This window comes from Pricia mediterranea (assembly GCF_032248455.1).
GTDB classification, from domain to species: Bacteria; Bacteroidota; Bacteroidia; order Flavobacteriales; family Flavobacteriaceae; genus Pricia; species Pricia mediterranea.
In genome coordinates this window covers 3,394,413-3,417,443 of record NZ_JAVTTP010000001.1, presented here as the reverse complement: position 1 = coordinate 3,417,443, position 23,031 = coordinate 3,394,413, and the positions used below count along the sequence as shown (strand labels likewise).

21 protein-coding genes are annotated in these 23,031 nt (G+C 46.7%); 16 read left to right on the top strand and 5 right to left on the bottom strand.

Annotation, left to right across the window (positions count from 1 at the left end):
- Positions 1–133: 133 nt before the first annotated feature.
- The 11 genes from RQM65_RS14075 (at position 134) to RQM65_RS14025 (ending at position 12,067) form a co-directional block, all read left to right on the top strand.
- Positions 134–955 (top strand): glycosyltransferase family 2 protein, encoded by an 822-nt coding sequence (locus RQM65_RS14075; protein WP_314015989.1) that lies wholly within the window; start codon positions 134–136, stop codon positions 953–955.
- A 261-nt stretch (positions 956–1,216) separates the two neighbouring features.
- Positions 1,217–2,266 (top strand): glycosyltransferase family protein, encoded by a 1,050-nt coding sequence (locus tag RQM65_RS14070; RefSeq protein WP_314015987.1) that lies wholly within the window; start codon positions 1,217–1,219, stop codon positions 2,264–2,266.
- A 50-nt stretch (positions 2,267–2,316) separates the two neighbouring features.
- Positions 2,317–3,432, top strand: a complete 1,116-nt coding sequence (locus tag RQM65_RS14065; RefSeq protein WP_314015985.1) for a glycosyltransferase family 4 protein — start codon at positions 2,317–2,319, stop codon at positions 3,430–3,432.
- Positions 3,429–4,523, top strand: a complete 1,095-nt coding sequence (locus RQM65_RS14060; RefSeq protein ID WP_314015984.1) for a glycosyltransferase — start codon at positions 3,429–3,431, stop codon at positions 4,521–4,523. Before RQM65_RS14065 ends, RQM65_RS14060 begins: the two co-directional genes overlap by 4 nt.
- Positions 4,513–5,298 carry a glycosyltransferase family 2 protein gene (locus RQM65_RS14055; protein ID WP_314015982.1) on the top strand — a complete coding sequence of 262 codons (786 nt, stop codon included), beginning with the start codon at positions 4,513–4,515 and terminating at the stop codon, positions 5,296–5,298. The genes RQM65_RS14060 and RQM65_RS14055 overlap by 11 nt, the downstream gene beginning before the upstream one ends.
- A 113-nt stretch (positions 5,299–5,411) precedes the next feature.
- Positions 5,412–5,981, top strand: coding sequence for an L-threonylcarbamoyladenylate synthase (locus RQM65_RS14050; RefSeq protein WP_314015980.1), 570 nt, complete (start codon positions 5,412–5,414; stop codon positions 5,979–5,981).
- A gap of 180 nt (positions 5,982–6,161) precedes the next feature.
- Entirely contained in the window at positions 6,162–7,580 is a 1,419-nt protein-coding gene (locus RQM65_RS14045) for a CCA tRNA nucleotidyltransferase (protein WP_314015978.1), read from the top strand.
- Between the two features lie 361 nt (positions 7,581–7,941).
- Positions 7,942–8,889: a PorP/SprF family type IX secretion system membrane protein gene (locus RQM65_RS14040; RefSeq protein ID WP_314015976.1), complete on the top strand. Its 948-nt coding sequence runs from the start codon at positions 7,942–7,944 to the stop codon at positions 8,887–8,889.
- Positions 8,890–9,019: 130 nt separating this feature from the next.
- Positions 9,020–10,063 (top strand): COX15/CtaA family protein, encoded by a 1,044-nt coding sequence (locus tag RQM65_RS14035; RefSeq protein WP_314015975.1) that lies wholly within the window; start codon positions 9,020–9,022, stop codon positions 10,061–10,063.
- Between the two features lie 323 nt (positions 10,064–10,386).
- Positions 10,387–10,881, top strand: a complete 495-nt coding sequence (locus RQM65_RS14030) for an IS1096 element passenger TnpR family protein (RefSeq protein ID WP_314015973.1) — start codon at positions 10,387–10,389, stop codon at positions 10,879–10,881.
- Between the two features lie 127 nt (positions 10,882–11,008).
- Positions 11,009–12,067: a nucleoid-associated protein gene (locus tag RQM65_RS14025; protein WP_314015971.1), complete on the top strand. Its 1,059-nt coding sequence runs from the start codon at positions 11,009–11,011 to the stop codon at positions 12,065–12,067.
- Between the two features lie 148 nt (positions 12,068–12,215).
- On the opposite strand, the gene RQM65_RS14020 is transcribed toward RQM65_RS14025, so the two are convergent.
- Positions 12,216–13,298, bottom strand: coding sequence for a hypothetical protein (locus RQM65_RS14020; protein WP_314015969.1), 1,083 nt, complete (start codon positions 13,296–13,298; stop codon positions 12,216–12,218).
- A gap of 81 nt (positions 13,299–13,379) precedes the next feature.
- Between RQM65_RS14020 and RQM65_RS14015 the strand changes: the two genes are divergently transcribed.
- From RQM65_RS14015 to uvrB, 3 genes are all read left to right on the top strand, one after another.
- Entirely contained in the window at positions 13,380–14,276 is an 897-nt protein-coding gene (locus tag RQM65_RS14015; protein ID WP_314015967.1) for an ABC transporter ATP-binding protein, read from the top strand.
- Between the two features lies 1 nt (position 14,277).
- Positions 14,278–15,111: an ABC transporter permease gene (locus RQM65_RS14010; RefSeq protein WP_314015965.1), complete on the top strand. Its 834-nt coding sequence runs from the start codon at positions 14,278–14,280 to the stop codon at positions 15,109–15,111.
- Between the two features lie 319 nt (positions 15,112–15,430).
- Complete coding sequence (gene uvrB / locus RQM65_RS14005) at positions 15,431–17,419, top strand: excinuclease ABC subunit UvrB (protein ID WP_314015963.1); 1,989 nt, start codon at positions 15,431–15,433, stop codon at positions 17,417–17,419.
- A gap of 404 nt (positions 17,420–17,823) precedes the next feature.
- Here uvrB and RQM65_RS14000 read toward each other — a convergent pair whose 3' ends face one another.
- Positions 17,824–18,249, bottom strand: coding sequence for an Hsp20/alpha crystallin family protein (locus RQM65_RS14000; protein WP_314015961.1), 426 nt, complete (start codon positions 18,247–18,249; stop codon positions 17,824–17,826).
- A gap of 278 nt (positions 18,250–18,527) precedes the next feature.
- Here RQM65_RS14000 and RQM65_RS13995 point away from each other — a divergent pair, with 278 nt between their 5' ends.
- Positions 18,528–18,917, top strand: coding sequence for a DUF1456 family protein (locus RQM65_RS13995; protein WP_314015959.1), 390 nt, complete (start codon positions 18,528–18,530; stop codon positions 18,915–18,917).
- A 97-nt stretch (positions 18,918–19,014) separates the two neighbouring features.
- On the opposite strand, the gene RQM65_RS13990 is transcribed toward RQM65_RS13995, so the two are convergent.
- From RQM65_RS13990 to RQM65_RS13980, 3 genes are all read right to left on the bottom strand, one after another.
- A complete protein-coding gene (locus RQM65_RS13990; RefSeq protein ID WP_314015957.1) occupies positions 19,015–19,350 on the bottom strand; it encodes a hypothetical protein in 336 nt (111 codons plus the stop codon).
- A gap of 196 nt (positions 19,351–19,546) precedes the next feature.
- Positions 19,547–20,740: an ADP-forming succinate--CoA ligase subunit beta gene (gene sucC, locus RQM65_RS13985; RefSeq protein WP_314015955.1), complete on the bottom strand. Its 1,194-nt coding sequence runs from the start codon at positions 20,738–20,740 to the stop codon at positions 19,547–19,549.
- Positions 20,741–20,779: 39 nt separating this feature from the next.
- Positions 20,780–21,418: an LON peptidase substrate-binding domain-containing protein gene (locus tag RQM65_RS13980; protein WP_314015953.1), complete on the bottom strand. Its 639-nt coding sequence runs from the start codon at positions 21,416–21,418 to the stop codon at positions 20,780–20,782.
- Between the two features lie 322 nt (positions 21,419–21,740).
- Between RQM65_RS13980 and lysA the strand changes: the two genes are divergently transcribed.
- A complete protein-coding gene (gene lysA / locus RQM65_RS13975; RefSeq protein WP_314015951.1) occupies positions 21,741–23,015 on the top strand; it encodes a diaminopimelate decarboxylase in 1,275 nt (424 codons plus the stop codon).
- Positions 23,016–23,031 lie beyond the last annotated feature (16 nt).

The following is a 23,031-nucleotide window of genomic DNA, read 5'->3' as shown; positions in this document are numbered from 1 at the left end:
GTAGGGTTTGCCAAATCTCAATTGTTCCATAACCAGTTATCAGATTTGTAAGAATTCTTCCCTTTAATACAATTTTAGTGCTATTTTACGGTTATAGTTTATTCCAGATATGTCGGAAAAATATCAAAGCGTTTTGAAAACAGGGAGCACCCAGAAAATATCGGCGGTAATTATCACTTACAATGAGATGGGGTACATCGAGCCCTGCGTCGCCTCGGTTGCCTTCGCCGACGAAATTATTGTGGTGGATTCCTACAGCTCCGACGGTACTTACGAGTATCTATCCGGCCTCCCACAGGTTAAGGTCATCCAGCATCCCTTTCAAGATTTCACAAAACAGAAATCCTATGCCATGAAACAGGCCACTAACGATTGGGTGCTGTTTTTGGATGCAGACGAAGTGGTTCCCAACAACTTGCGAGAGGAAATTATCCGGGCAACGCGGAGTACCAAACCTGAAGTTGCGTATTGGTTCCGAAGAAAATTCATGTTCAAAAACGAGCATTTGCGGTTCAGTGGATGGCAGACGGACAAAAATTACCGGTTGTTTAGAAAAAGTAAGGTAAAATTCTGTCAAGAACGTAGGGTACACGAATGCCTAAAGGTGGACGGCAAATCGGGAACCCTTAAAGAAAAATTGGTGCATTATTCCTATAAGAAATACGGGGACTATAAGGGTAAAATGCTACGCTACGGGCAGTTAAAGGCTCAACAAGATCAGGAAAGAGGGAAGCAACCCGGAATTCTAAAGCTGTTGCTCGCCCCCTTTTGGAAATTTCTGTACAATTATACCGTCCGCTTGGGAATTTTAGACGGTAGAAAAGGCATCACGGTCTGCTATCTAAATGCCTTGAGCGATCTTGAAAGATATCGCGAATATCGCCTACTACGCCGAAGATCCGGAGAACTCCGGGAGGCCACCTCCCCTACCGCCCTGAGCCCCGTAAGCGAATAGGGTATTACGCTTATTGCATCTAAGGCTCGTTTCGCACAACAGCCCTGGACTTCCGGAGCCAAGTGCTCATCTTAGCGCTCAATTCCTCATCTAAAAAGTATTTCAATTTTCATCATTCTTTAGTTCAAATGGCGGCACGCCCCTATCCGAGGCTATCTCAATTTCGAGCTCAAAGCCGCACCGCTAAGTTCTCGACCCTATCGTCAGAATCCGTTTCTGACAACCATTAGAATCCATTATCTTGCGGGCTGACACCAACGGATGAGAACCGCTATCGTAGAACTAAGGACATCGCACGAGGAATGTATCTTTAGCCAACTCCGCTTTTTAAAGGACGCTGGACATCGGGTGACCCTGATATTGCATCCCGCTCTGGCCCCGCAGATTAAGGACTATCAAAATCTGGCGGACGATTTGGTCTATATCGATTTTGACAAAGCGGACTTCTTTACAAAACTCCAACGTCAATGGCAGTTGTTCGGCATCCTCCGAAAGTTCGACCTCCTTGTTTTCAACACAGCGCACTCGTACAGCGTGCTACGCAACCTGTCCCAGTTGCTCCGATTCGTGAGTACCCGATGTGTAGGGATACTACACGATACCAAAAAACTAAATAGCAGTTCGACGCAGCGGCTGATATCCAAAAAAGTCAAAAAATACTTCGTACTGAACGATGCGCTGCTACCGACCGATCCATCTGCTGATCCCATCGAAGTCCAAAGTTTTTACCCCATCTTTTTCCCAAAGTACGAACCTGTACCCACCTACAAACAGAACGAAATTTGGATCGGCATCCCGGGCAGGATCGATTATGGTCGAAGAGCCTATGATTTTCTGATCGATGTCCTTGCGACAATCCCAAATTTGAAACGGGTGAAGTTCCTTATCCTAGGAAAAGTAGATGCCACTGATCCTGCCGGAAAACGATTGTATGATAGCCTCAAGGATTTAGGGCGATCGGAGCGTTTTAAAATGTTCCATTCTTTTATTCCCAATGAGGAGTACCACGCCTATCTCGCCGCTTGCGATTATATCATGCCTCTACTGACGCATAAGGAGGAGTACCTTGAACACAAAATTTCGGGTACCTTTAATTTGGCGTTTGCCCATAAAAAACCGTTGCTTTGCCATACCTTTTTTCAGGACATTCCCGATTTGAAAGAAAATTCCCTTTTCTTCGATACGGAAACGTTTCCAAAGCTCATTTCGGATATCGATACCAAAAATACGGCCTCTCCCGCTTCCTATGCCGATCCCAAATGGAGCTATCGTTTTCAACAAAAACGGTATATTGATTTTATAAACGAATAACCAAAAGTCGCTAATTGCACTATCTTTGACCACTTACAAAAAACAAGACGATGAGAATCGGTTTTGACGCCAAACGCATCTTTCACAACAGTACGGGACTAGGCAATTACGGAAGGGACGCCATCCGTATCTTGCACCGCTACACCCCCATCGAAAAGTTCGTACTCTACAACACGGCCCCTTCAAGCGTTGACCGACTTGACATCCTTAAAAATATTTTGATCAAATACCCCAAGGGCTGGTTTTGGAAGAAATTCTCGGCCCTCTGGCGCTTGGGTCCAGTATCCAAGCAGATCGCCAAGGATAAAGTGGATATTTTCCACGGATTGACGGGCGAGCTTCCAGCCGGACTCAAAAACCATGGTATTGCAACCGTCGTGACCGTCCATGATCTTATATTTCTTACCCACCCTAACTTTTACTCCTTCTTTGACCGAATTATTTATACCAAAAAGTTCCAGTACGCGGCCACCAATTCCGACAAAATAATTGCCATAAGCGAACAGACCAAAAGGGATGCCGTGCAATACCTGGGGGTGGACCCGGAGAAAGTTACGGTGATATACCAAGGCTGTAACGACGTCTATAAAAAGGAGTACGATGGTGAATTTAAGGAAGAGGTGCGGCGCAAATATGACCTGCCCCAAAATTTCGTACTGAACGTAGGCACCCTGCAAGAACGCAAAAACGCCTTCACCTTGGTCCAAGCCATTGACGGAACGGATCATCACCTGATCTTGGTCGGGTCGGAAAAGAAATATGCCCACAAAATCCACGCCTACATCGAGGACAACCAACTGCAATCACAGATAACCTTTTTAAAGAATGTGGGGGATACCGAGCTTGCCGCCATCTATCAAATGGCCACGGTTTTTTGTTACCCATCGATCTGCGAGGGCTTCGGCATTCCGATCATCGAGGCCCTTTTTAGCAAAACAGCGGTCATCACCTCAAAGGGCGGCTGTTTTCCCGAGGCGGGCGGTCCCCATTCCGTTTACATCGATCCGTTGGATGTCGGTGCGCTGAGAAAAGAAATCTGTCGCCTTTTCGAAAATCCTGAATTGCGAAAGGATATTGAGGAAAAAGGCTACCGGTTCGTGCAAAAGTTTTCCGATGAGAGTGTGGCCCACAATCTCTACGAGGTCTATAAATCGGTCCTGGTATGAAGACGATATGCTTTTTTAACAGCACGACTGCATGGGGAGGGGGCGAAAAATGGCACCTGGAGGTTTGCACCCACCTCCATGATCTGGGATATCCGGTTTTGGCGATCGTGCATCAAAAAAGTGAACTTTTCAAACGTTTATCGAATACGGGTATCCCCTGTCGCGGTATCAAGGTAGGCAACCTCAGTTTTTTTAGTCCCTTCAAGATTAACACGGTCAGGTACCTGCTGAGGGAGAACAACGTTGGAACGATCGTAATGAACCTGTCGAGAGACCTAAAACTGGCGGGGCTGGCCGCTAGATGGGAAGGTTTAAAGCGGATAATCTATAGAAGGGGCAGTGCCATCCCTATTAAAAATTCATTCTTGAACCGTTATTATTTCAGCCATGTGGTCACAGAGGTACTGGCGAATTCTGAGGCTACCAAAAAGACGGTCTTGGCGCGTAATCCGGGATTATTTCCTGAGAATAAGATAAAAGTAATCTATAATGGCATAGATATCGAAGGGTTTCTTGCGCGGCCGATACGACCGGTATACCAAAAGAAAGATGCCGATGAAATCGTGTTGTGCAATCTGGGGCGGCTGGAATTCCAAAAAAACCAGAGGTTCCTGATCGCATTGGCGGCAGAACTACAACGAAGGGAGATCAAATGTATGCTCGTAATAGGCGGCACCGGAAGACTAAGGGACGAATTGCAGGGGTTGGTGGAACAACTTCACGTGCAAGAACGGGTGACCTTTGCCGGCTTTATCGACAATCCCCCGGACCTGATCTGCAGCGGGGATATTTTTGTACTCTCCAGTTTATGGGAGGGCTTTGGTTACGTGTTGGCCGAAGCAGCACTGTGCGAAAAACCCATCGTTGCCTTCGATTGTAGCAGCAACCCGGAAGTTGTACGGGACGGAAGTACAGGTTTTCTAACCCCGGTCGATAATGTTAACGCCTTCGCCGACAAGGTGCAGTTCTTGGCCGAGCATCCCAAACAAAGAGAAGAAATGGGCCGTAGGGGTTCTGCTTTTATAAAAGAAAATTTCGATAGCGCAATGATTCAGGGTAAAATCGTAAACTACTTGGTACATGGGCAATAGCGAACGAAAAATAACGGCTTTGTTGATTACCTACAACGAGATATTCCATATCGATGCGGTGTTGGACAATGTAGCGTTCGCCGATGAGATTATCGTGGTCGATTCCTTCAGCACCGATGGGACTGCGGAAAAGGTCCGGCACCGGCCCGATGTAAAATTGATCCAGCGCCCCTTCAAGGACTTTACGGACCAAAAATCGTTCGCCCTTGATCAAGCTTCCCACGATTGGGTGCTGTTCTTGGACGCCGATGAGCGGGTGACCGAACCTTTAAAAGAAGAAATCATCGAAACGGTCAACCTCGAAAGACCACCGGCCAATGCCTATTACTTTCTGCGCACCTTTATGTTCCAGGACGAGGTCTTGCATTTCAGCGGATGGCAGAGCGATAAAAACTATCGTCTGTTCCGAAAGAGTAAGGTCTATTTTTCCGAAGAACGCATCGTTCACGAAACCTTGGTCATCAATGGAAAATCCGGGACGCTTAAAAACAAATTGATCCATTATTCCTATAAAAATTATGAGGACTACAAGGGCAAGATGATAAAATACGGCCAGATGAAGGCCTCCGAGGAACTGGATAAGGACTATTCCCCTAACCTCTACCATTTCTGGTTCAGACCTTTTTATAAATTTATCAACCACTACATCTTTCGGCTGGGCATCTTAGATGGTAAAAAGGGAATTATTATCTGCTATCTTAACGCCTTGGGAGTACATGCCCGGTATAAAGAATTGGCCCGGTTGCGAAGTGAGAAGTGTGAAGGTGGAAAGTAAAAAAGTGGAATCTGGAATTTGGAATCTGGAATCTGTAAGGAATCTGGAATCTGGAATTTGGAATTTGGAATTTGGAATTTGGAATTTTTTAAAAAAAGTAATTTGTACAACAGTTGAAAAATCTTGCCAAAGAAATTAATGCCTGTCTCAAAGTTCTCCAACAAGGAGGCCTAATCCTCTACCCCACCGATACCGTCTGGGGTATCGGTTGCGACGCCACCGATGAAGCGGCGGTACAAAAAGTATACGCTTTAAAAAATCGCGATGACCGGAAGGCCTTGATCTGCCTAGTTGCCAATGATGCAATGCTGGAGAGACACGTCGAAAACGTGCCAGACCTGGCGTACGATATATTGGACCTATCCACAAAACCCACCACGATCATCTATGACGCCCCAAAAGGCGTGGCCAAAAATCTGATCGCTTCCGATGATACCCTGGCCGTTCGCGTGGCATCGGATAAGTTCTGCCGCAACTTGATCAACAAATTCCGAAAACCCATCGTCTCGACTTCTGCCAATGTTTCCGGCGAGCCAAGTCCCAGAGACTTCCAAGAGATATCGGAAGCCATTTTACGGGGAGTAGACTATGTAGTAAATTTGCAGTCCGAACAGCTGAATTCCCTACCTTCCTCCATTATCAGGTTGGCTAATGATGGAAAGGTAAAGATCATTCGGGAATGAATCATTAGACGTAAGATTTTGGGTGTTGGAAGTCGGGTGACGGGTGTCGGATGTTTGATATATGGGTCGTCGGTTCTGGGAATTTGGTACTTGGGGTTTTGGAATTTTATTGGCGGACCTTGAACCCTGAACTGGACTTTAAACTTTGTACCTTGAACTTTAAACCTTGAACCAAAAGTCTTGAACCTTAAAGAAGCCTTAAAAAATCCAATTTTCCGCTCCGTTACCGAAGCGGCCGACCAACTCGGGGTGGATACCTACGTCATCGGTGGGTTTGTTCGTGACTTTCTCCTAAATCGTGGCACTCCCGACGACGTCGATATCGTGGCGATCGGAAACGGTATCGCGATGGCGAGAGAAGTGGCGTCGAAACTACCGGGACAACCCAAGGTCTCCGTTTTTAAAAACTTCGGTACTGCCATGCTGAAGCACGACGGTATCGAACTGGAGTTCGTCGGCGCCCGAAAGGAGAGCTACGACCGGAACAGCCGCAAACCCACGGTGGAAGACGGTACCCTCGAAGACGACCAAAAGCGTCGGGATTTCACGATCAACGCCTTGGCCATCTCTCTGAACCAAGCGACGTTCGGCCAACTGTTGGATCCGTTCGGAGGACTGGCGGACCTCGAAAGACAAATTATCCGCACCCCATTGGAACCCGGGATTACCTATTCCGACGATCCCTTGCGGATGATGCGCGCCATCCGGTTCGCGACCCAGCTCAATTTCGAGATCGAACTGAAATCCCTACAAGCGATAACCGAGCACAAAGAGCGGATCGAAATCATTTCCAAAGAGCGAATCGTCGAAGAACTGCATAAGATCTTGGCCAGTGAAAAGCCATCCAAAGGTTTCGCCCTGCTGCACAAGACGGAACTGCTGCCCTATATTTTACCCGAACTGGTCGCCCTGCAGGGCATCGAGGAAAAAGAAGGCCAACGCCACAAAGACAATTTCTGGCATACGCTAGAGGTGGTGGACAACATCGCCGAGACCACCGATGACCTCTGGCTGCGGTGGGCGGCATTGTTGCACGATATTGGCAAGGCCCCCACCAAACGATGGCACAAAAAAATAGGATGGACGTTTCATGCCCACGAGTTCGTAGGTTCCAAAATGGTCTATAAACTCTTCAAACGGTTGCGGATGCCCCTAAACGAAAAAATGAAGTTCGTCCAAAAAATGGTGCTGATGAGCTCCCGCCCCCAAGTCCTCGCCGAAGAATTTGCCACAGATTCTGCAGTAAGGCGTTTGGTGCACGATGCCGGGGACCACGTGGACGCCTTGATGACCCTCTGCGAGGCGGACATCACCACAAAAAATCCACGAAAACAACGAAAATACAAGAACAACTTTAAGCTGGTACGCCAGAAAATAGAGGAGGTCGAGGAACGCGACCATGTCCGTAACTTTCAGCCCCCCATTTCAGGGGAAGATATTATGGAGACCTTCGGGATAAAACCATCCCGGGAAATCGGGGTTATAAAAGAAGCGATCAAAGAGGCCATCCTTGAAGGGGAAATTCCCAACGAATACGAGGCCGCGAGGACATTTATGCTAAAAAAAGGTAAGGAAATCGGCTTGACCGCTAAATCTTAAATTATTGGTCACTATTCCACCGATTCCAACTCGAAGCCATCCCCTTATCGAGGTTTATGGTAAGGCACTGTGGTGAATTGTGTGATTGGATTTTTTATAGATTATTTTGATGTCATTGTAGGCAAAATTTTAGAGCATAGCCGTAGCCACGATCCAAAATTTTAACGGGGCCGATAGCACGAGGCCAATGATTTGGCCTTGTGCAGAGGAGCCAGCAGCTGCGTTGGCGCGCAAAAATTGGCATAAAAAATAATTGACAGATTTCAAAACAGTCACTAGAAAGTAGGGAAAACTAAAAATGGATACCTTTATCTTAGCCAATGGGTTGTATCTCCGTCGGAAATTCCATAAAAGAAATCCCATGAAAAAACTCCTTTTGATCTTTTTCTGTACCATCGCTTCAGTATCGGAACTGGTGGCCCAGCAAGACGCCCAATACACCCAATACATGTATAACACGGTAGCGATCAATCCCGCCTATGCCGGTTCAAGAGGTGCGCTGAGCATCGCTGCCCTCCATCGCTCGCAGTGGCTCGGGCTAGACGGGGCGCCTAGAACACAGACCCTGAACGTACATAGTCCCGTTTCTAAAACGGTGGGCCTTGGACTATCGGTCGTCAACGATGAAATCGGCAACGGCACCAATCAGGAAACCTTTTTCGACGGTGTCTTTTCATATACTATTACACTCTCCCGCGAACAACGATTATCCTTCGGTGTCAAGGCCGGGGGACATCTATTGAACGTCGATTTCAACAAACTGGCGAACTATGACGCCGAGGCCGCGAATGTGGGCCTGTCCAATATCGACCAACGCTTCTCGCCCAACTTCGGGGCAGGAGTCTATTATTATGCTACAAATTTCTATGCCGGGCTATCGATACCCAACTTTTTGAGCACCAAACATTTTGACGACTCGGCTTCGGGCACCTCCTTTTTGGCCGAGGAACGATTGAATTTCTACTTTATGACCGGGTACATCTTCGAACCCTCGCAACGATTAAAATTTAAACCGGCCCTATTGGTCAAAGCCGTAAACGGTGCGCCGTTGCAGGTCGATGTCTCGGCCAACTTCTTGCTCAACGAAAAGTTCAAACTAGGGGCGGCATACCGGTGGGACGCGGCGGTAAGCGCCCTCTTCGGATTCCAGCTCAACGACAAGCTTCTCCTGGGCCTCGCCTATGACCGAGAAACCACCGAGCTGGGCGGTACCCGGTTCAATGACGGATCGTTCGAGATTTTGTTGCGCTATGAGTTAGACACCTTCTATGGAGGTTCCGGCCGTCCTGGCCGTCCTAGGTTTTTTTAATTGAATTCGTCTTGGGTTCATGTTTGTACCCCAACGTGAGTTCATTATTTAATGGGCACATTACCGCCCTTTAATTGTCGTGTTTCTTGCCTAAGAGTGGTAAATTTGCATGGCAAACCCACGACATAAAATGCAAGAAGGTTTTCGAAAAATTGCGAAGATATCCTTGGTCCTCGTCTATCTGGTTATCGCGGCCGGGGCCATCGTAAGAATGACGGGCAGCGGCATGGGCTGTCCCGATTGGCCGAAATGTTTTGGATACTATATCCCCCCTACCGAAACCGCGCAACTGCAATGGCAGCCGGACCGGGAATTTAAAAAGGGACAGGTCATCATTGTCGATAGAACGCTACAGGTCGCCAAGGTCGATTTCAAGACCGGGAACGAATACACCGATCAAAATTGGGAATTGTACACCAAGCACGACTACGCTATTTTCAACCCTTGGCATACGTGGATCGAATTTATCAACCGCTTGTTCGGGGCCCTGGCGGGTCTCGGCACGCTAGTTCTGGCTGTTTTTTCCCTCGGATTTTGGAAGAAGCGCAAAAAAATCACCTTGCTTTCTTGGTTGGTGGTCTTCGCCATGGGATTTCAGGGCTGGTTGGGCGCTACCGTTGTCTATTCTGTTCTCGCGCCGGCCAAGATCACGATACATATGATCATGGCCCTGTTTATTGTCGCCCTGCTGACCTATCTGATCTATACGACCAGAAAATCGTCCGAATCCCTTGTTTACGAAAGAGGCCTTTTCGTTTGGTTATTGGCAGCGTTCGCCGCTACCGTTATCCAGATTATTTTGGGTACCCAAGTGCGGCACTTGGTCGATGAGCAAGTCGATAGAGTCGGGTACGATGCCAGACATCTTTGGTTATCCAACTTTGACTGGACGTTCTACGTACACCGCTCCTTCTCCATCGCGGTGGTCTTGCTGAACCTCTTCTTGGCCTGGCGCATCTATAAACATCGATTGGGCTTTACCAAAATAAACTGGGTGCTGCTGCTTTTGGGCATCGAGGTGCTCACGGGCGTAGGCATGTATTATTTGGATTTCCCATTCGCTACCCAGCCCCTGCACCTGATCATCGCATCGCTGCTTTTCGGGGTCCAATATTACTTGGTCATGGAAGTGTTCGGCGCGAAAAAAAATCCCAAAATAAGCCCGACCGTCTAAGGCTACCACCGAAATCACTATCCCTTTAAACTTTGGTCCTGCCCTGAATCCTTTCAAACAAAACGGATGACACTTAATTTGACCAAAAGACGAAAGGAAGAAAGAGCAAGGATAGCTAAAGGCACGAGAAAGACACAAGGGTATTCTTGGCATTGGCTAGCCTTTTTGGATGTTCCCTAGAGTGTATTGGTCTTTCTTCCTTGCTCTTTCCGTCCTACTTCCCACCGCAACCTATAAACTTCTAAACCCATAAACTCCTAAACCTATAAACTGATAAAACACAGATTTCTTCGTAACTTTGTCCTCCCGTAAAAAAGAACACCATGATCTATAAAATACGAATCATCTTGGATGCCAAAGAGGATATTTTCCGTGATATCGAGATCGAGGAGAGTAGCACCATGGAAGAGTTTCACAACGCGATTACCCAGTCCTTCGGCTTCTTAGGCAACGAAATGGCTTCGTTCTACACTTGTGACGAGGATTGGAACCAAGACGAGGAAATCGCTCTTTTCGATATGAGCGACAGTGGCTCGGATGTACGCCTGATGAACGAGACTTTTTTAGAGGATGTAATGACCGAAAAGAGTCCCAAACTTATTTATGTCTATGATTTTTTGAATATGTGGACATTCTTAGTTGAACTGGCCGATATTGTAGAGTCCGAATCCGGAGTCTCCTACCCCAACCTTTTGTTCAGCTTCGGGGAACTGCCCGAAAACCCACCGGAAACCAATTTTAAATCGGAGTCCACTTTCGATTTCGAGGATACTTTTGAAAACTATGACGACCTCGATTTTGATGAAAATTGGAATTGAATAACAATAATGAGTAACCAGTAATCTAGTAGTTACGTAGCTGTCTTTACAATCCCATAAACTGGTAAACCTTTTTCAGCGTCCGTATTTTTTTGAACTTGCACTTGACACTTGAACTTTACAACCCATGATAAACCTGTATTCTACCCAAATCGAATCCATATCCCTCCATCGTGTGGGAAACAAAACCAAGGCAGAAGGTCTGTTTCTTTCCGAGGAACCTTTTAGGCTCAACGACGAAACAACGGGATTGCTCAAGGAGTATTTCTTTAAACCCTTCCGAGAAAAAGAGGAAAACTACCTTACACTATCCAATGAGGCCGACGTCGAATTCAATGAAATCTACAAGTTCGCGTCCGCGATTTTCGCCGATCCCGAAACGACCCACGCGAATTCCAAGAACATCGCCAAACATCTGTTCGCCCAATCCAACCATCCGCATATCAAGAGCGGGGAACTCTATGTCGCCCATTTGACAGGCATTCTGTTGGATAACGTGAAAACAGATGCCGTTGGAATTTTCAAGAGCGAGCTAAAGCAGGATTTTCTCCAGTTCGAGGAAAGGGGAAGCAATCTAGATCTCGTCATCCAACAGGGTATCAATATCAACAAACTCGACAAAGGATGCCTGATTTTCAACGTCAACGAGGAGCAGGGGTATAAGGTATTGTCGGTGGACAGCAACCGCTACGATACCAAATATTGGCTGGAGGAGTTTTTGGGTGCGACCCCTTTGGCCGACGAGAATTTCTACACTAAAAACTACCTGAAGTTCTGCCAGAATTTTGCCAAAGATGTCGTTCTCCCGGCGGAGGACAAGCAACAGGAGGTGTTGTTTATGAACCGCGCCGTCAACCACTTTGCCAAGAACGATAATTTTGAGGAAGGCAACTTTCTGAACGAGGTCATGGAAAACCCCGAGTTCATTCCCGAGTTCAAACACTATAAGGTGGAAAAGGGACCCAAATATAGCGTTGAGGACGTCTCAAACTTTAACATTGCCAATAAGGCCGTATCCGACGCCAGAAAAAAAATCAAGAACGTCATCAATTTAGATACCAATATCCAGATCAAGATGGACTTCATCAATCCCGAATCCGCCCAAAAATTCGTTGAAAAAGGATGGGACGAAGAGCGGCAGATGTACTACTACTTAGTGTATTTCAACAAGGAGGAGAAGAGCTAGTGGTCAGTGGTCAGTGGTCAGTGGTCAGTGGTCAGTGGTTCAAAACTATTCATTGCGAGGATAAAGGATTTACGATAGGCTAAAAGATTTTGAAATCTCATAAATACTGTTCACTATTTACTGCTTTCTGCTCACTGTTCCCTTTTCGCTAAATCTTGATCTTCTGTTCGATGATCTGTTTCATACTTACTCCCTGATAGTTACGGCGGACGAAATTTAGAGCCGAATCGAGCACCTCACCCATGGACTTGCATTTTTTAAACTTGATGTCCAACGTGAGATCCAAAATTTGGTCTCGGAGCATTTTCATGTTCGCCGTGGTCGAGATGGTATCCTTTTTGGCAATGGACCGTAGCCTTTTTATCCGGTTTCCGGAACTGAGGATACGCTTGGCCACGATAGAACGCTCTTCCAACTTATACTGATCAACGGAATCCCGCAATAACTTTTTGCGTACAAGCTCCACCATTTCAAAGTTTTCCTTAAAAAACTGGGGACGATAGACGTTCAGCCGTCCCTCATAACACTGCTGATCGAAATCGATGGCGCGAATCCGATAGACCACGTGATCAAAATCGTGTACTGGCACAATCACATAGTTGTACGACCGCATATCGCCCAAAAGTCGAATCATGCATCTTTCGTTAAATTTTACGAATTCCTTGGCCAACTGGGCCTTTTCCGATTCCGTACAGCTTGGCAACATTTCCTTTATAAAGACGTCCCCGGGAATTCCGGCAATATGCTCTTCGATCAAGGTATCTTTATAGACCAAAAAATTTAAATTGTAGGGCGAAAGCATGTGCTCTAACTCCAGGCCGTAAATACGGGAGGCATCCGTTTTCTTGACGTAAAAATAGGTGAAGTTGTCATTGAGAATGTTTCGGATACGGATACGGAAAGGTTTGGAATTGCCGAAAGTACAGTAATCCACGGCATCGACGTTCAAGTATTGACTGATATTGCTGCTCCCGTCGGAATGTAAGATCGAATAGACCCGTTTGAGACTGTCATCAATTTCCTTCCGCTCAAACTCAGGGTAGTAGGCCCGTACCCAAAGCGTATCTTCATCATTGGCATCATAGACCACCACCGAACCGGAGAAGCGCAACAGGTCTTCATAAAAGATCGGAATTTCGATCTTTCGGTTGTAGTGCTCTAAATAGGCATCCAGCTTATCGTTGACCGGATAAGCAGGTTTTTTCTTCGACATCAATTTTTCTTCGGACATATTCCTTTTACTTTGTAACAAATTTACGTTTTTATCGTCTTGTTGATAACTCTTGGCGGAACACCTTTAATCCCATCAACCTTGGAAAACATACTCACTGTAACCCACCTGACCAAAAAATTCGGACCACTTGTTGCCGTAAGTGATTTATCCTTCACCATAGAAAAGGGGAATGTGTACGGCCTTCTTGGTCCCAATGGAAGCGGGAAGTCCACTACCTTGGGCATTGTACTGAACGTTGTCAACCGAACGGCTGGAAATTTCGCATGGTTCGACGGGAATAGCTCCACGCACGAGGCCCTGAAAAAAGTGGGCGCCATTATCGAACGGCCGAATTTTTATCCCTACATGACGGCGGTTCAGAATCTAGATCTCGTATGCAGGATCAAGGATGTACCGAATACCAAGATTTCGGAAAAACTCGAACTCGTAGGCTTGTTGGACCGTAAGAACAGCAAGTTCAGAACCTATTCCCTGGGCATGAAACAGCGCCTGGCCATTGCCTCGGCCCTACTCAACGACCCGGAAATATTGATTTTGGACGAACCTACGAACGGACTCGACCCACAGGGTATTCATCAGATACGGGAAATCATCAAGACCATAGCATCCCAGGGCACTACCATTTTATTGGCCTCCCATCTGCTGGACGAGGTCGAGAAAGTCTGTAGCCACGTGGTCATACTTAGAAAAGGCGAAAAACTCTATTCCGGGCGTGTTGATGGGATGCTGGCCAGCCATGGATTCTTTGAACTTCGGGCGGAAAACACCGAACACTTGGTGCGCTATCTTGAAAAGAACGCCAGCTTCGGCCCGGTCAAGGTAGATAAAGGCCTGGTTACGGCCATCCTGAAGGAAGAAATGGACGCCACGGAACTCAACAAGGTCCTTTTTGCCCAGGACATCACGCTTTCGCACTTGGTAAAAAGAAAGGAAAGCCTCGAAGAACAATTTTTGACCTTGACCAAAAATCAGTAGCATGGTACGACTTTTACAGATCGAGTTTATCAAACTTTGGAACAACCGGGCCAGTAAGGTCCTGATAATATCCTATTTCATCTTATTGACCTCTATCGCCCTGGTAGCCGCCATACGTTTCGATATTGGCCCCGTTAAATTTCACCTGGCGGACCAAGGTATTTTCAACTTTCCTTACATCTGGCATTTCAACACCTATATCGCGGCGCTATTCAAACTTTTTTTGGCCATTGTCATCGTGTCCATGATGTCGAACGAATACAGCAACAAAACCATAAAACAGAATCTTATTGACGGACTTTCGAAACGGGAATTCATCCTCTCCAAGTTCCTGACCGCTATCTCCTTCGCCTTGATTTCCACGGTCTTTGTATTTATAGTGTCATTGATTCTCGGAGCAATTTATTCCGATTTTAACGAACTGCCGATCATATTCTCCGATTTGGAGTATCTTTTGGCCTTCTTTGTGAAGCTGGTCGGTTTTTTCTCTTTTTGTCTTTTTTTGGGGATATGGGTAAAGCGTTCTGCCTTTGCGTTGGGGTTCCTCATTCTATGGGCCATCGTGGAACAGGTTTTGTACGGCATCCTAGGATGGAAATTCGTTTCATGGGACACCGCGAACGCGATCAAGGGATTTCTCCCGCTACAATCCATGTCCAACCTGATCCAAGAACCCTTTACCAGGCTGAAAGCCGTACAATCCGTGGCCAAGGAAATTGGAGAGAACTTTAATTTTGATTATCAAGTACACTGGTATCAAATTGCCATTGTACTCTGCTGGACGGCCCTTTGCGTTTACCTGTCCTACGCCCTGCTCAAAAAACGCGATTTGTAAGGAATAAACTCAAGAAGAGGCGTGCCCCTCTAAAAGGGTTGGCTAGAGACCAATAGTAATTTCTCATAACAAACCTTTTCGCTCACCCGAATAGGTCTGGTCTGCGCCTGTCTCGAGCGACGTTGGGAGAATTGACCTGACAAGTTCCCGATAATTGATACGCCATTACCTACAGAGTTAAGACCGTCTGAGTTAAGATCGTCGGAGCTGAGACCGTTTATTCCTGAAAAGGGAAAGGCATAAAAATGTCAGCGAAAAGCGTTCAAATTATCCCTGAACCCACTCCTTCAAATCCCCACTTCTTTTGTAATTTTAGGGGATGAAATTCAAGGTAGTATCAGAGTTCGAACCCACTGGCGACCAGCCCGAGGCGATAAAACAATTGACCCAGGGAATGGAAGAGGGGGAACGGTACCAGACGCTTCTCGGGGTCACCGGATCGGGAAAGACCTTCACCGTGGCCAACGTCGTCGAGAACGTGCAGCGCCCGACCTTGGTGCTCGCACATAACAAGACCTTGGCCGCGCAGCTCTATTCCGAGTTCAAACAGTTCTTTCCGGAGAATGCGGTGGAGTATTTTGTTTCCTATTACGATTATTACCAACCGGAAGCCTTTATCCCCACCTCGGGACTCTACATCGAAAAAGATCTTTCTATCAACGAGGATATCGAAAAACTGCGGCTGAGCACCACCTCTTCCCTGCTCTCGGGGCGGCGCGATGTCATCGTGGTGGCCTCGGTATCGTGCCTGTACGGTATCGGGAACCCGGTGGAGTTCAAGAAAAACGTGATTTCCATCAAAAAGGACCAGGTCATCGCGCGCACCAAATTCCTCCATCAATTGGTACAGGGACTCTATTCTCGGACTACGGTGGACTTCAAAAATGGGAATTTTAGGGTCAAGGGGGATGTCGTAGATGTCTTTCCCAGCTATGCCGACCATGCCTTCCGCATCCATTTTTTTGGGGACGAAATCGAGGAAATCGAGGCCTTCGATCCGTTCAACAACAACGTGCTAGAAGTCTATGAAACCCTGAACATCTACCCCGCGAACATGTTCGTCACCTCCCAGGACGTGCTACAAAATGCCATCCACCAGATTCAGGACGACCTGGTCAAACAAATCGATTATTTTAAGGATATCGGAAAACCCTTGGAGGCGAAACGCTTGGAAGAACGCACCAATTTCGATCTGGAAATGATACGGGAACTCGGATACTGCTCGGGTATCGAGAACTATTCCCGCTATCTGGACGGCCGCCAGCCGGGTACGCGCCCCTTTTGTCTTTTGGATTATTTTCCCGATGACTACCTGATGGTGGTCGATGAAAGCCACGTCACGATTCCCCAGGTGCATGCCATGTACGGGGGAGACCGCTCGCGGAAAGTCAATCTAGTGGATTACGGCTTCCGGCTTCCGGCCGCAATGGACAACCGACCCTTGAAATTCGAGGAGTTCGAGGCCCTTCAGAACCAGGTCATCTACGTCAGTGCCACCCCGGCGGACTATGAACTGCAATTGAGCCAAGGGGTCTATGTGGAGCAGGTTATCCGACCTACCGGACTCCTCGACCCCGTCATAGAAATCCGTCCCAGCCAAAACCAAATCGACGACCTGGTGGAGGAAATCCAGCAACGCGTGGAAAAGGATGAACGCACCTTGGTCACCACGCTGACCAAGAGAATGGCGGAAGAACTGGCCAAGTACCTGAGCCGTATCAACGTCCGTTGCCGCTATATCCACAGCGATGTGGATACCTTGGAACGGGTGGAAATCATGCAAGACCTTCGAAAAGGGATATTCGATGTGCTTATCGGTGTGAACCTTTTGCGGGAAGGACTCGACCTACCTGAAGTCTCCCTGGTCGCCATATTGGATGCGGACAAAGAAGGCTTTCTCCGAAGCAACCGCTCCTTGACCCAAACCGTAGGCCGCGCGGCCCGGCACCTCAATGGAAAAGCCATTATGTATGCCGATAAGGTTACGGACAGTATGCAAAAGACAATGGACGAAACCGATTATCGCCGGGAAAAGCAAATGACTTACAACCAGGAGCACAATATTACTCCCAAAGCCCTGAAAAAGAATTTGGACAGTGTACTGGCCAAAAATTCCGTTTCTACCTACCATTTCGAAAAGGAGGAACTTCGTGCCGCCGAACCCGAACTTGAATACATGACCAAGGACCAGATCGAAAAATTGATCCGTACCAAACGCAAGGCCATGGAAAAAGCGGCCAAGGAACTCGATTTTATGCAGGCGGCCCAACTCCGCGATGAGATCAACATGCTAAAGGAGCAGGATTAAACTATCCCGTTACAAGAATACGAACTATTAAATTTTCCTTTCCTTGCCCGTGAAATCGCCTAAAAATCGGTAATTTTCACACGTTTCCCTAAAAGACAAATTTTTTAAATAGTAACTTCACATATACTAATTCAAGCAACTGGTCTTTAATATTTTATTGTCATTTTTTAGACAAGTCTAAATCTTAAAAAACTACTTAAAGATACTACAATAGGTCCCGAGGCACACCCATCGAGAGATATGGCGAACCCCGCCCTATATCAAAAGAAAAGCGTCCCGATTTCTCAAGACGCCTTCCTCAACTAACCAACTAAACCAACCCTGCCTAAGCGGCAGGCAACCATTATGAAAACCTACCAAAACGGTATGGGAACATAATTTTTTTGCCGTTTCAACTTCTAGCGTTACGACAATTCAATCATTCTTTTTGGCTTGGGCAGTGCCTCTTCTTTTTTCGGCAGAACGAATTTCAAGATGCCGTCTTTATAGTCGGCCTCTATTTTATCGCCGTCGATGGTCTCGGGCAACGTAAAAGCACGCTTGAAAGAACTGAATCCGAATTCCCTTCGAGTGTAATTCTCTTCCTTGACCTCATCCTCTTTCTTGACTTCCGAAGAAATGCTAAGAACATCCTTATCCACTTCGATGTTAAAATCAGATTTTTTTCTTCCTGGCACGACCAGTTCAAGTTCAAAATCCTTTTCATTTTCCTTAATGTTTACCGCTGGAACACTGGCAGCAGCACTATCCATACCCCCAAACCAGTCCGGCTTGAAAATTTCATTCATCAGGGATGGAAAAACCAAATTGTTTCGTCTTGCAATACTCATGATATCTATCTTTTTTAGTTGAACTTCGATTTCGATAGGATATAGGCAAAGGATGTACCAATACATTGATACTGCCTTTATGACAGCTTGAATTGAGTTATTGGTGCCATTTTGTCGCTTTTCTTTATGGCCTCCGAAGTTCAACGAGAGCAATACGGGCAATCTGCATCAAAGATGCGACAATTTGGACCGTTAGCTTTCGTAAACAGGGCAAGGTTAATGCCCACAGGGCGGCCTAATATGTTATTTTTGCTTTACCTTGTCAAAAAAACAGGTCAATGACGAACAACGATATTTTCAAGAAGCTACGGGTAGCTTTAAAGCTCAGGGACGATGACATTATAGACATCCTCAACTTGGTCGATTTCAAAATCGGAAAGAGTGAACTGGGTGCTTTCTTTAGAAAGGAGGACCACCCCAATTATATGGAATGTAAAGATCAGATTTTACGCAACTTTCTGAACGGATTGGTCATTTATCTGCGGGGCACCAAGGATAATCCAAAAAACCCCGGAGATGTGCTTTCCAAAAAGGACCCGAAATCCGTTGTAAGAAAAAATCCTGGTTTCAAGGCTCAGCAACGTAAAAACGTGGACAGGGACATCACCAATGTCAAGTACAAGAACAAGAACAAGCCTCGCCCGAAGCACGGGCCTACGAAATCATAGGCCGTGCCCATCGGACCATCCAACGTTCGAGTTCTTTGAAGAGACCAACCCGCCAGATTTGAAAATGATCTTCAATCGACTGACGAGTCTTCAGTTTCTAGGGCTCAACCCGTACTGAAATAGTGTATAATTTACCCTCTTTGTAAGCGTCGAGTTCCACTTTTTGATAATTTAGACGATGCTTTACGAACGCTTCCAACTTTCGATCATCGGTGTCGACCGACAGCACCACAATTTCGTGTTCATTGTTTAGAGTGAACCTGACCTGTGCGAACGCTTCGCCCCGATCTTGGCTGAAGGTGTGGTCTTTTAACAAAGTTGAAATTTGAGCGGATAAGCTTTTGGAAGGATCTACATGAACCCCTTCGTTCGCAAATACGTTCCCTACAGAAAGCAGCATTGCAGCTGCCAGCACTATACTAAATTTTCTCATGATTTGTTCGTTTTTGACTCCCCCGCTGATTCACGGTGTGCTTTAGGAATCGGTTAATAAAGATTGATGAAGTTGTTATAAAGACGATTGAATCGACACTATTGTTACATATTTTTTAATCTTTTAACATAACCCATAAAAAAAGCCGCGCTATCTAGTATAGCACGGCTTTTTAAATTACTTATGGACTCTCCTGTCAACTAAGGACCTCCTTCACCTTGTCGGCAGCTTCCTTGAACTGTACGGCGGAATGTACCGCCAATCCGGAATTATCGATGATACTCTTGGCTTCTTCGGCATTGGTACCCTGCAATCTGACAATAATCGGCACTTTCATGGCATCGCCCATGTTCTTATAGGCATCCACAACGCCCTGCGCCACCCTGTCGCAACGCACGATACCACCGAAGATATTGATAAATATCGCTTTTACGCTATCGTCTTTTAGAATAATACGAAACGCCTCCTCTACCCTTTTGGCATCCGCGGTACCCCCGACGTCCAAAAAGTTGGCAGGTTCACCGCCGGCCATTTTGATAAGGTCCATTGTCGCCATGGCCAAGCCGGCACCGTTGACCATACAGCCGACATTGCCATCCAGGTCCACATAGTTCAGTCCCACCTCACGGGCTTCCACTTCAATGGGATTCTCTTCCCGCAAATCACGCATCTCTGCGTACTCCTTCCTTCGGAACAGCGCGTTGTCATCGATGGACACCTTGGCGTCCACCGCCATAATCTTATCATCGGAAGTCTTCAACACGGGGTTGATTTCGAACATACTGGAATCGCTCTCTGAATACGCCTTATACAGGGAGGTGACGAATTTTGTCATTTCTTTGAAGGCCGTACCGGACAACCCCAAGTTAAAAGCTATTTTTCGCGCTTGAAAAGGCAAAAGTCCCGTAGCCGGATCGATTTCTTCGTTGAAGATAAGGTGTGGCGTCTTATCGGCCACCTCTTCGATGTCTATACCCCCTTCGGTCGAATACATAATCATGTTTCTTCCGGTCGCCCGGTTCAGGAGAACGGACATGTAGAATTCGCTGGTCTCGCTATCCCCGGGATAATACACGTCTTCAGCCACGAGTACCTGATGTACTTTTTTACCCTCGGCGGAGGTCTGCGGAGTGATCAGGTCCATCCCTATGATCTCCCCTGCCACTTCCTCTACTTCCTTCAGGTTTTTGGCCAGTTTTACCCCACCGCCCTTTCCGCGGCCTCCAGCATGCACCTGAGCCTTGACAACGTGCCAGCCCGTTCCGGTCTCGGCGGTCAGCTTTTTTGCCGCATCTACGGCCTCCTTGGGATTGTGGGCCACGATGCCGCGTTGAATGCGTACGCCGAAGCTATCCAATATCTCTTTTCCTTGGTATTCGTGAAGATTCATGTACAGGATGTATTTAAGTTCAGGCACAAAAGTAAGGATTTAGATTTTAAAGTCCTTAAAATCCAAAGGATCGAAATTTCTAAAATCCCCGTTCATCTCTATGGTCTGTTTTGTGCGATCGACTTCCTGCAACACCGCAATGGTAGATTCCAGATGCGATACTATAAAGGTAAGGCGATCGCTCTCCTTTCGCAGTTGCAGAAGCTGATATTCCTGTTCGAACGAAAGTCCCATTTTATGCGCCAGCACATAGCTATTGAACTTTTCGACGGGCAACGGGGTAAAGGGCACATCCATCAGGACGTAAAGTTGATGCAACTTATCGAGCACCTCGCGTTTTGATGTCTTATCCGCATCGTTGATATTATCGAGAAATTCGATTTCACCCCCAGCGTATAATTTCCCCTCCAATTCGTTTTCAAAATTGAGAATCCGAAAAACCTGACGCGCTACGCAGGTCACGTCCATTTCTCCAGTTTCGTAGGTGTTTACGACCTCCACCAGTTGGACCTCGGTACCGAAAGCCATCGTATCGTTGATGTAAACCGGAATACCAAAGGTTATCGCCTCTCTACGGCAATCGCGTATCAGCTGCTTGTAACGCTCCTCGAAAATGTGCAACGGGACGGTCTCCCCGGGAAAGAATATAGATTGCAAGGGGAATAAGGGAAGTTTCATGGCGTTCATTTTCGGATAAAAATACAACGCAAAAGAACAATCGCCAACTCAAGGGGTCGACTAATGCACTACCTCGATGTAAGCACAAGAGGTATCAAATTCCAAAAAAACAAATCCAAAATCCCAATTAAGTAACTCTTCGATGCAAGAATCGGGTAATTCAACCCCAAGAGGTTAAAGAATGTTTCAAAACAAACAATTTGTTACATTTTATATTTCTACCTCAAATTCTTTGTCCATATCGCCGGAAGGACTTAGATTTGTAGCTACTCATACATCGACATCGTCTATAACGAAGTCATCCATTGTAACAACAACGTTCATGAAAAACGCCGATCTCCTGAAAATTGCCGCCTCCCATGGCGCTCCCGTCTATGTTTATGATTCGGAAAAAATTATTTCCCAGTACCGCCGCCTCACCAAGGCTTTTGATGGCGTCAAATATTTGAAGCTTAACTACGCGGTAAAGGCCCTATCGAATATCGCGATATTGAAGCTGATGAACAGTTTGGGCAGCGGGCTCGATACCGTTTCCATTCAGGAAGTACAATTGGGCCTATTGGCGGGCTTCAAACCAGAAGATATTATTTTCACCCCCAACGGCGTCTCGTTGGAAGAAATCGAGGAAGCCTCGAAATTGGGCGTTCGCATCAACATCGACAACCTGTCGATATTGGAGCAGTTCGGCAACAAGCATCCGGATGTTCCCGTGTGCGTCCGCATCAATCCCCATGTCATGGCCGGTGGCAACACCAAAATTTCCGTGGGACATATCGACTCCAAGTTCGGCATCAGCATCCATCAGATTCCCCATTTGCTGCGTATCGTAGAATTGACCAATATGAACGTGAACGGCATACATATGCATACAGGAAGCGACATTTTGGATATCGATGTTTTTCTGTATGCTTCGGAAATTCTCTTCGAGACGGCAAAGAATTTCGAGAATCTCGATTTTATCGATTTTGGTAGCGGCTTTAAGGTGCCTTATAAGGAGGGGGACATTGAGACCAACGTCGAAGAACTCGGCAAGAAATTGAGTGCCCGGTTCAATGCGTTCTGTAAGGACTACGGCAAGGAACTGACCTTGGCCTTCGAGCCCGGTAAGTTCTTGGTAAGCGAGGCCGGTCACTTTTTAGCCCGTGTCAATGTGGTCAAACAGACTACCTCTACCGTATTCGCCAGTATAGATAGTGGTTTCAACCATTTGATCCGGCCGATGTTGTACGGGGCAATGCATCATATCGACAATATTTCGAACCCAGATGGCCGGGAGCGGTACTATTCCGTTGTGGGGTATATCTGTGAGACCGACACTTTTGCCAGCAATAAGCGCATCAACGAGATTTCGGAGGGGGACGTCCTCCGCTTTAAAAATGCCGGGGCCTATTGCTTTATGATGGCGAGCAACTACAACTCCCGATTTCGACCCGCGGAAGTGCTATGGCACAACGGGGAGGCCATTTTGATTCGGGAAAGGGAAATCTTTGACGACCTGATCAGACATCAAGTAGATGTGAAGGACCTGTTCGTACCTGAGGACACCGAGCAAGAGAAAGAGGACATCGAGAAAAAGGAGGGGGCGGAAGCAAAATAAAGTGCCTATATTTTCG

What these genes read in the sequence shown, in the direction of transcription:
- RQM65_RS13990 (WP_314015957.1), bottom strand. Translation starts at nt 19,350, where the DNA reads ATGAGAAAATTTAGTATAGTGCTGGCAGCTGCAATGCTGCTTTCTGTA.
- RQM65_RS14065 (WP_314015985.1), top strand. Translation starts at nt 2,317, where the DNA reads ATGAGAATCGGTTTTGACGCCAAACGCATCTTTCACAACAGTACGGGA.
- RQM65_RS14010 (WP_314015965.1), top strand. Translation starts at nt 14,278, where the DNA reads ATGGTACGACTTTTACAGATCGAGTTTATCAAACTTTGGAACAACCGG.
- RQM65_RS14060 (WP_314015984.1), top strand. Translation starts at nt 3,429, where the DNA reads ATGAAGACGATATGCTTTTTTAACAGCACGACTGCATGGGGAGGGGGC.
- lysA (WP_314015951.1), top strand. Translation starts at nt 21,741, where the DNA reads ATGAAAAACGCCGATCTCCTGAAAATTGCCGCCTCCCATGGCGCTCCC.
- RQM65_RS14020 (WP_314015969.1), bottom strand. Translation starts at nt 13,298, where the DNA reads ATGTCCGAAGAAAAATTGATGTCGAAGAAAAAACCTGCTTATCCGGTC.
- RQM65_RS13995 (WP_314015959.1), top strand. Translation starts at nt 18,528, where the DNA reads ATGACGAACAACGATATTTTCAAGAAGCTACGGGTAGCTTTAAAGCTC.
- RQM65_RS14035 (WP_314015975.1), top strand. Translation starts at nt 9,020, where the DNA reads ATGCAAGAAGGTTTTCGAAAAATTGCGAAGATATCCTTGGTCCTCGTC.
- RQM65_RS14025 (WP_314015971.1), top strand. Translation starts at nt 11,009, where the DNA reads ATGATAAACCTGTATTCTACCCAAATCGAATCCATATCCCTCCATCGT.
- RQM65_RS14000 (WP_314015961.1), bottom strand. Translation starts at nt 18,249, where the DNA reads ATGAGTATTGCAAGACGAAACAATTTGGTTTTTCCATCCCTGATGAAT.
- RQM65_RS14070 (WP_314015987.1), top strand. Translation starts at nt 1,217, where the DNA reads ATGAGAACCGCTATCGTAGAACTAAGGACATCGCACGAGGAATGTATC.
- RQM65_RS13980 (WP_314015953.1), bottom strand. Translation starts at nt 21,418, where the DNA reads ATGAAACTTCCCTTATTCCCCTTGCAATCTATATTCTTTCCCGGGGAG.
- RQM65_RS14030 (WP_314015973.1), top strand. Translation starts at nt 10,387, where the DNA reads ATGATCTATAAAATACGAATCATCTTGGATGCCAAAGAGGATATTTTC.
- RQM65_RS14040 (WP_314015976.1), top strand. Translation starts at nt 7,942, where the DNA reads ATGAAAAAACTCCTTTTGATCTTTTTCTGTACCATCGCTTCAGTATCG.
- sucC (WP_314015955.1), bottom strand. Translation starts at nt 20,740, where the DNA reads ATGAATCTTCACGAATACCAAGGAAAAGAGATATTGGATAGCTTCGGC.
- uvrB (WP_314015963.1), top strand. Translation starts at nt 15,431, where the DNA reads ATGAAATTCAAGGTAGTATCAGAGTTCGAACCCACTGGCGACCAGCCC.
- RQM65_RS14055 (WP_314015982.1), top strand. Translation starts at nt 4,513, where the DNA reads ATGGGCAATAGCGAACGAAAAATAACGGCTTTGTTGATTACCTACAAC.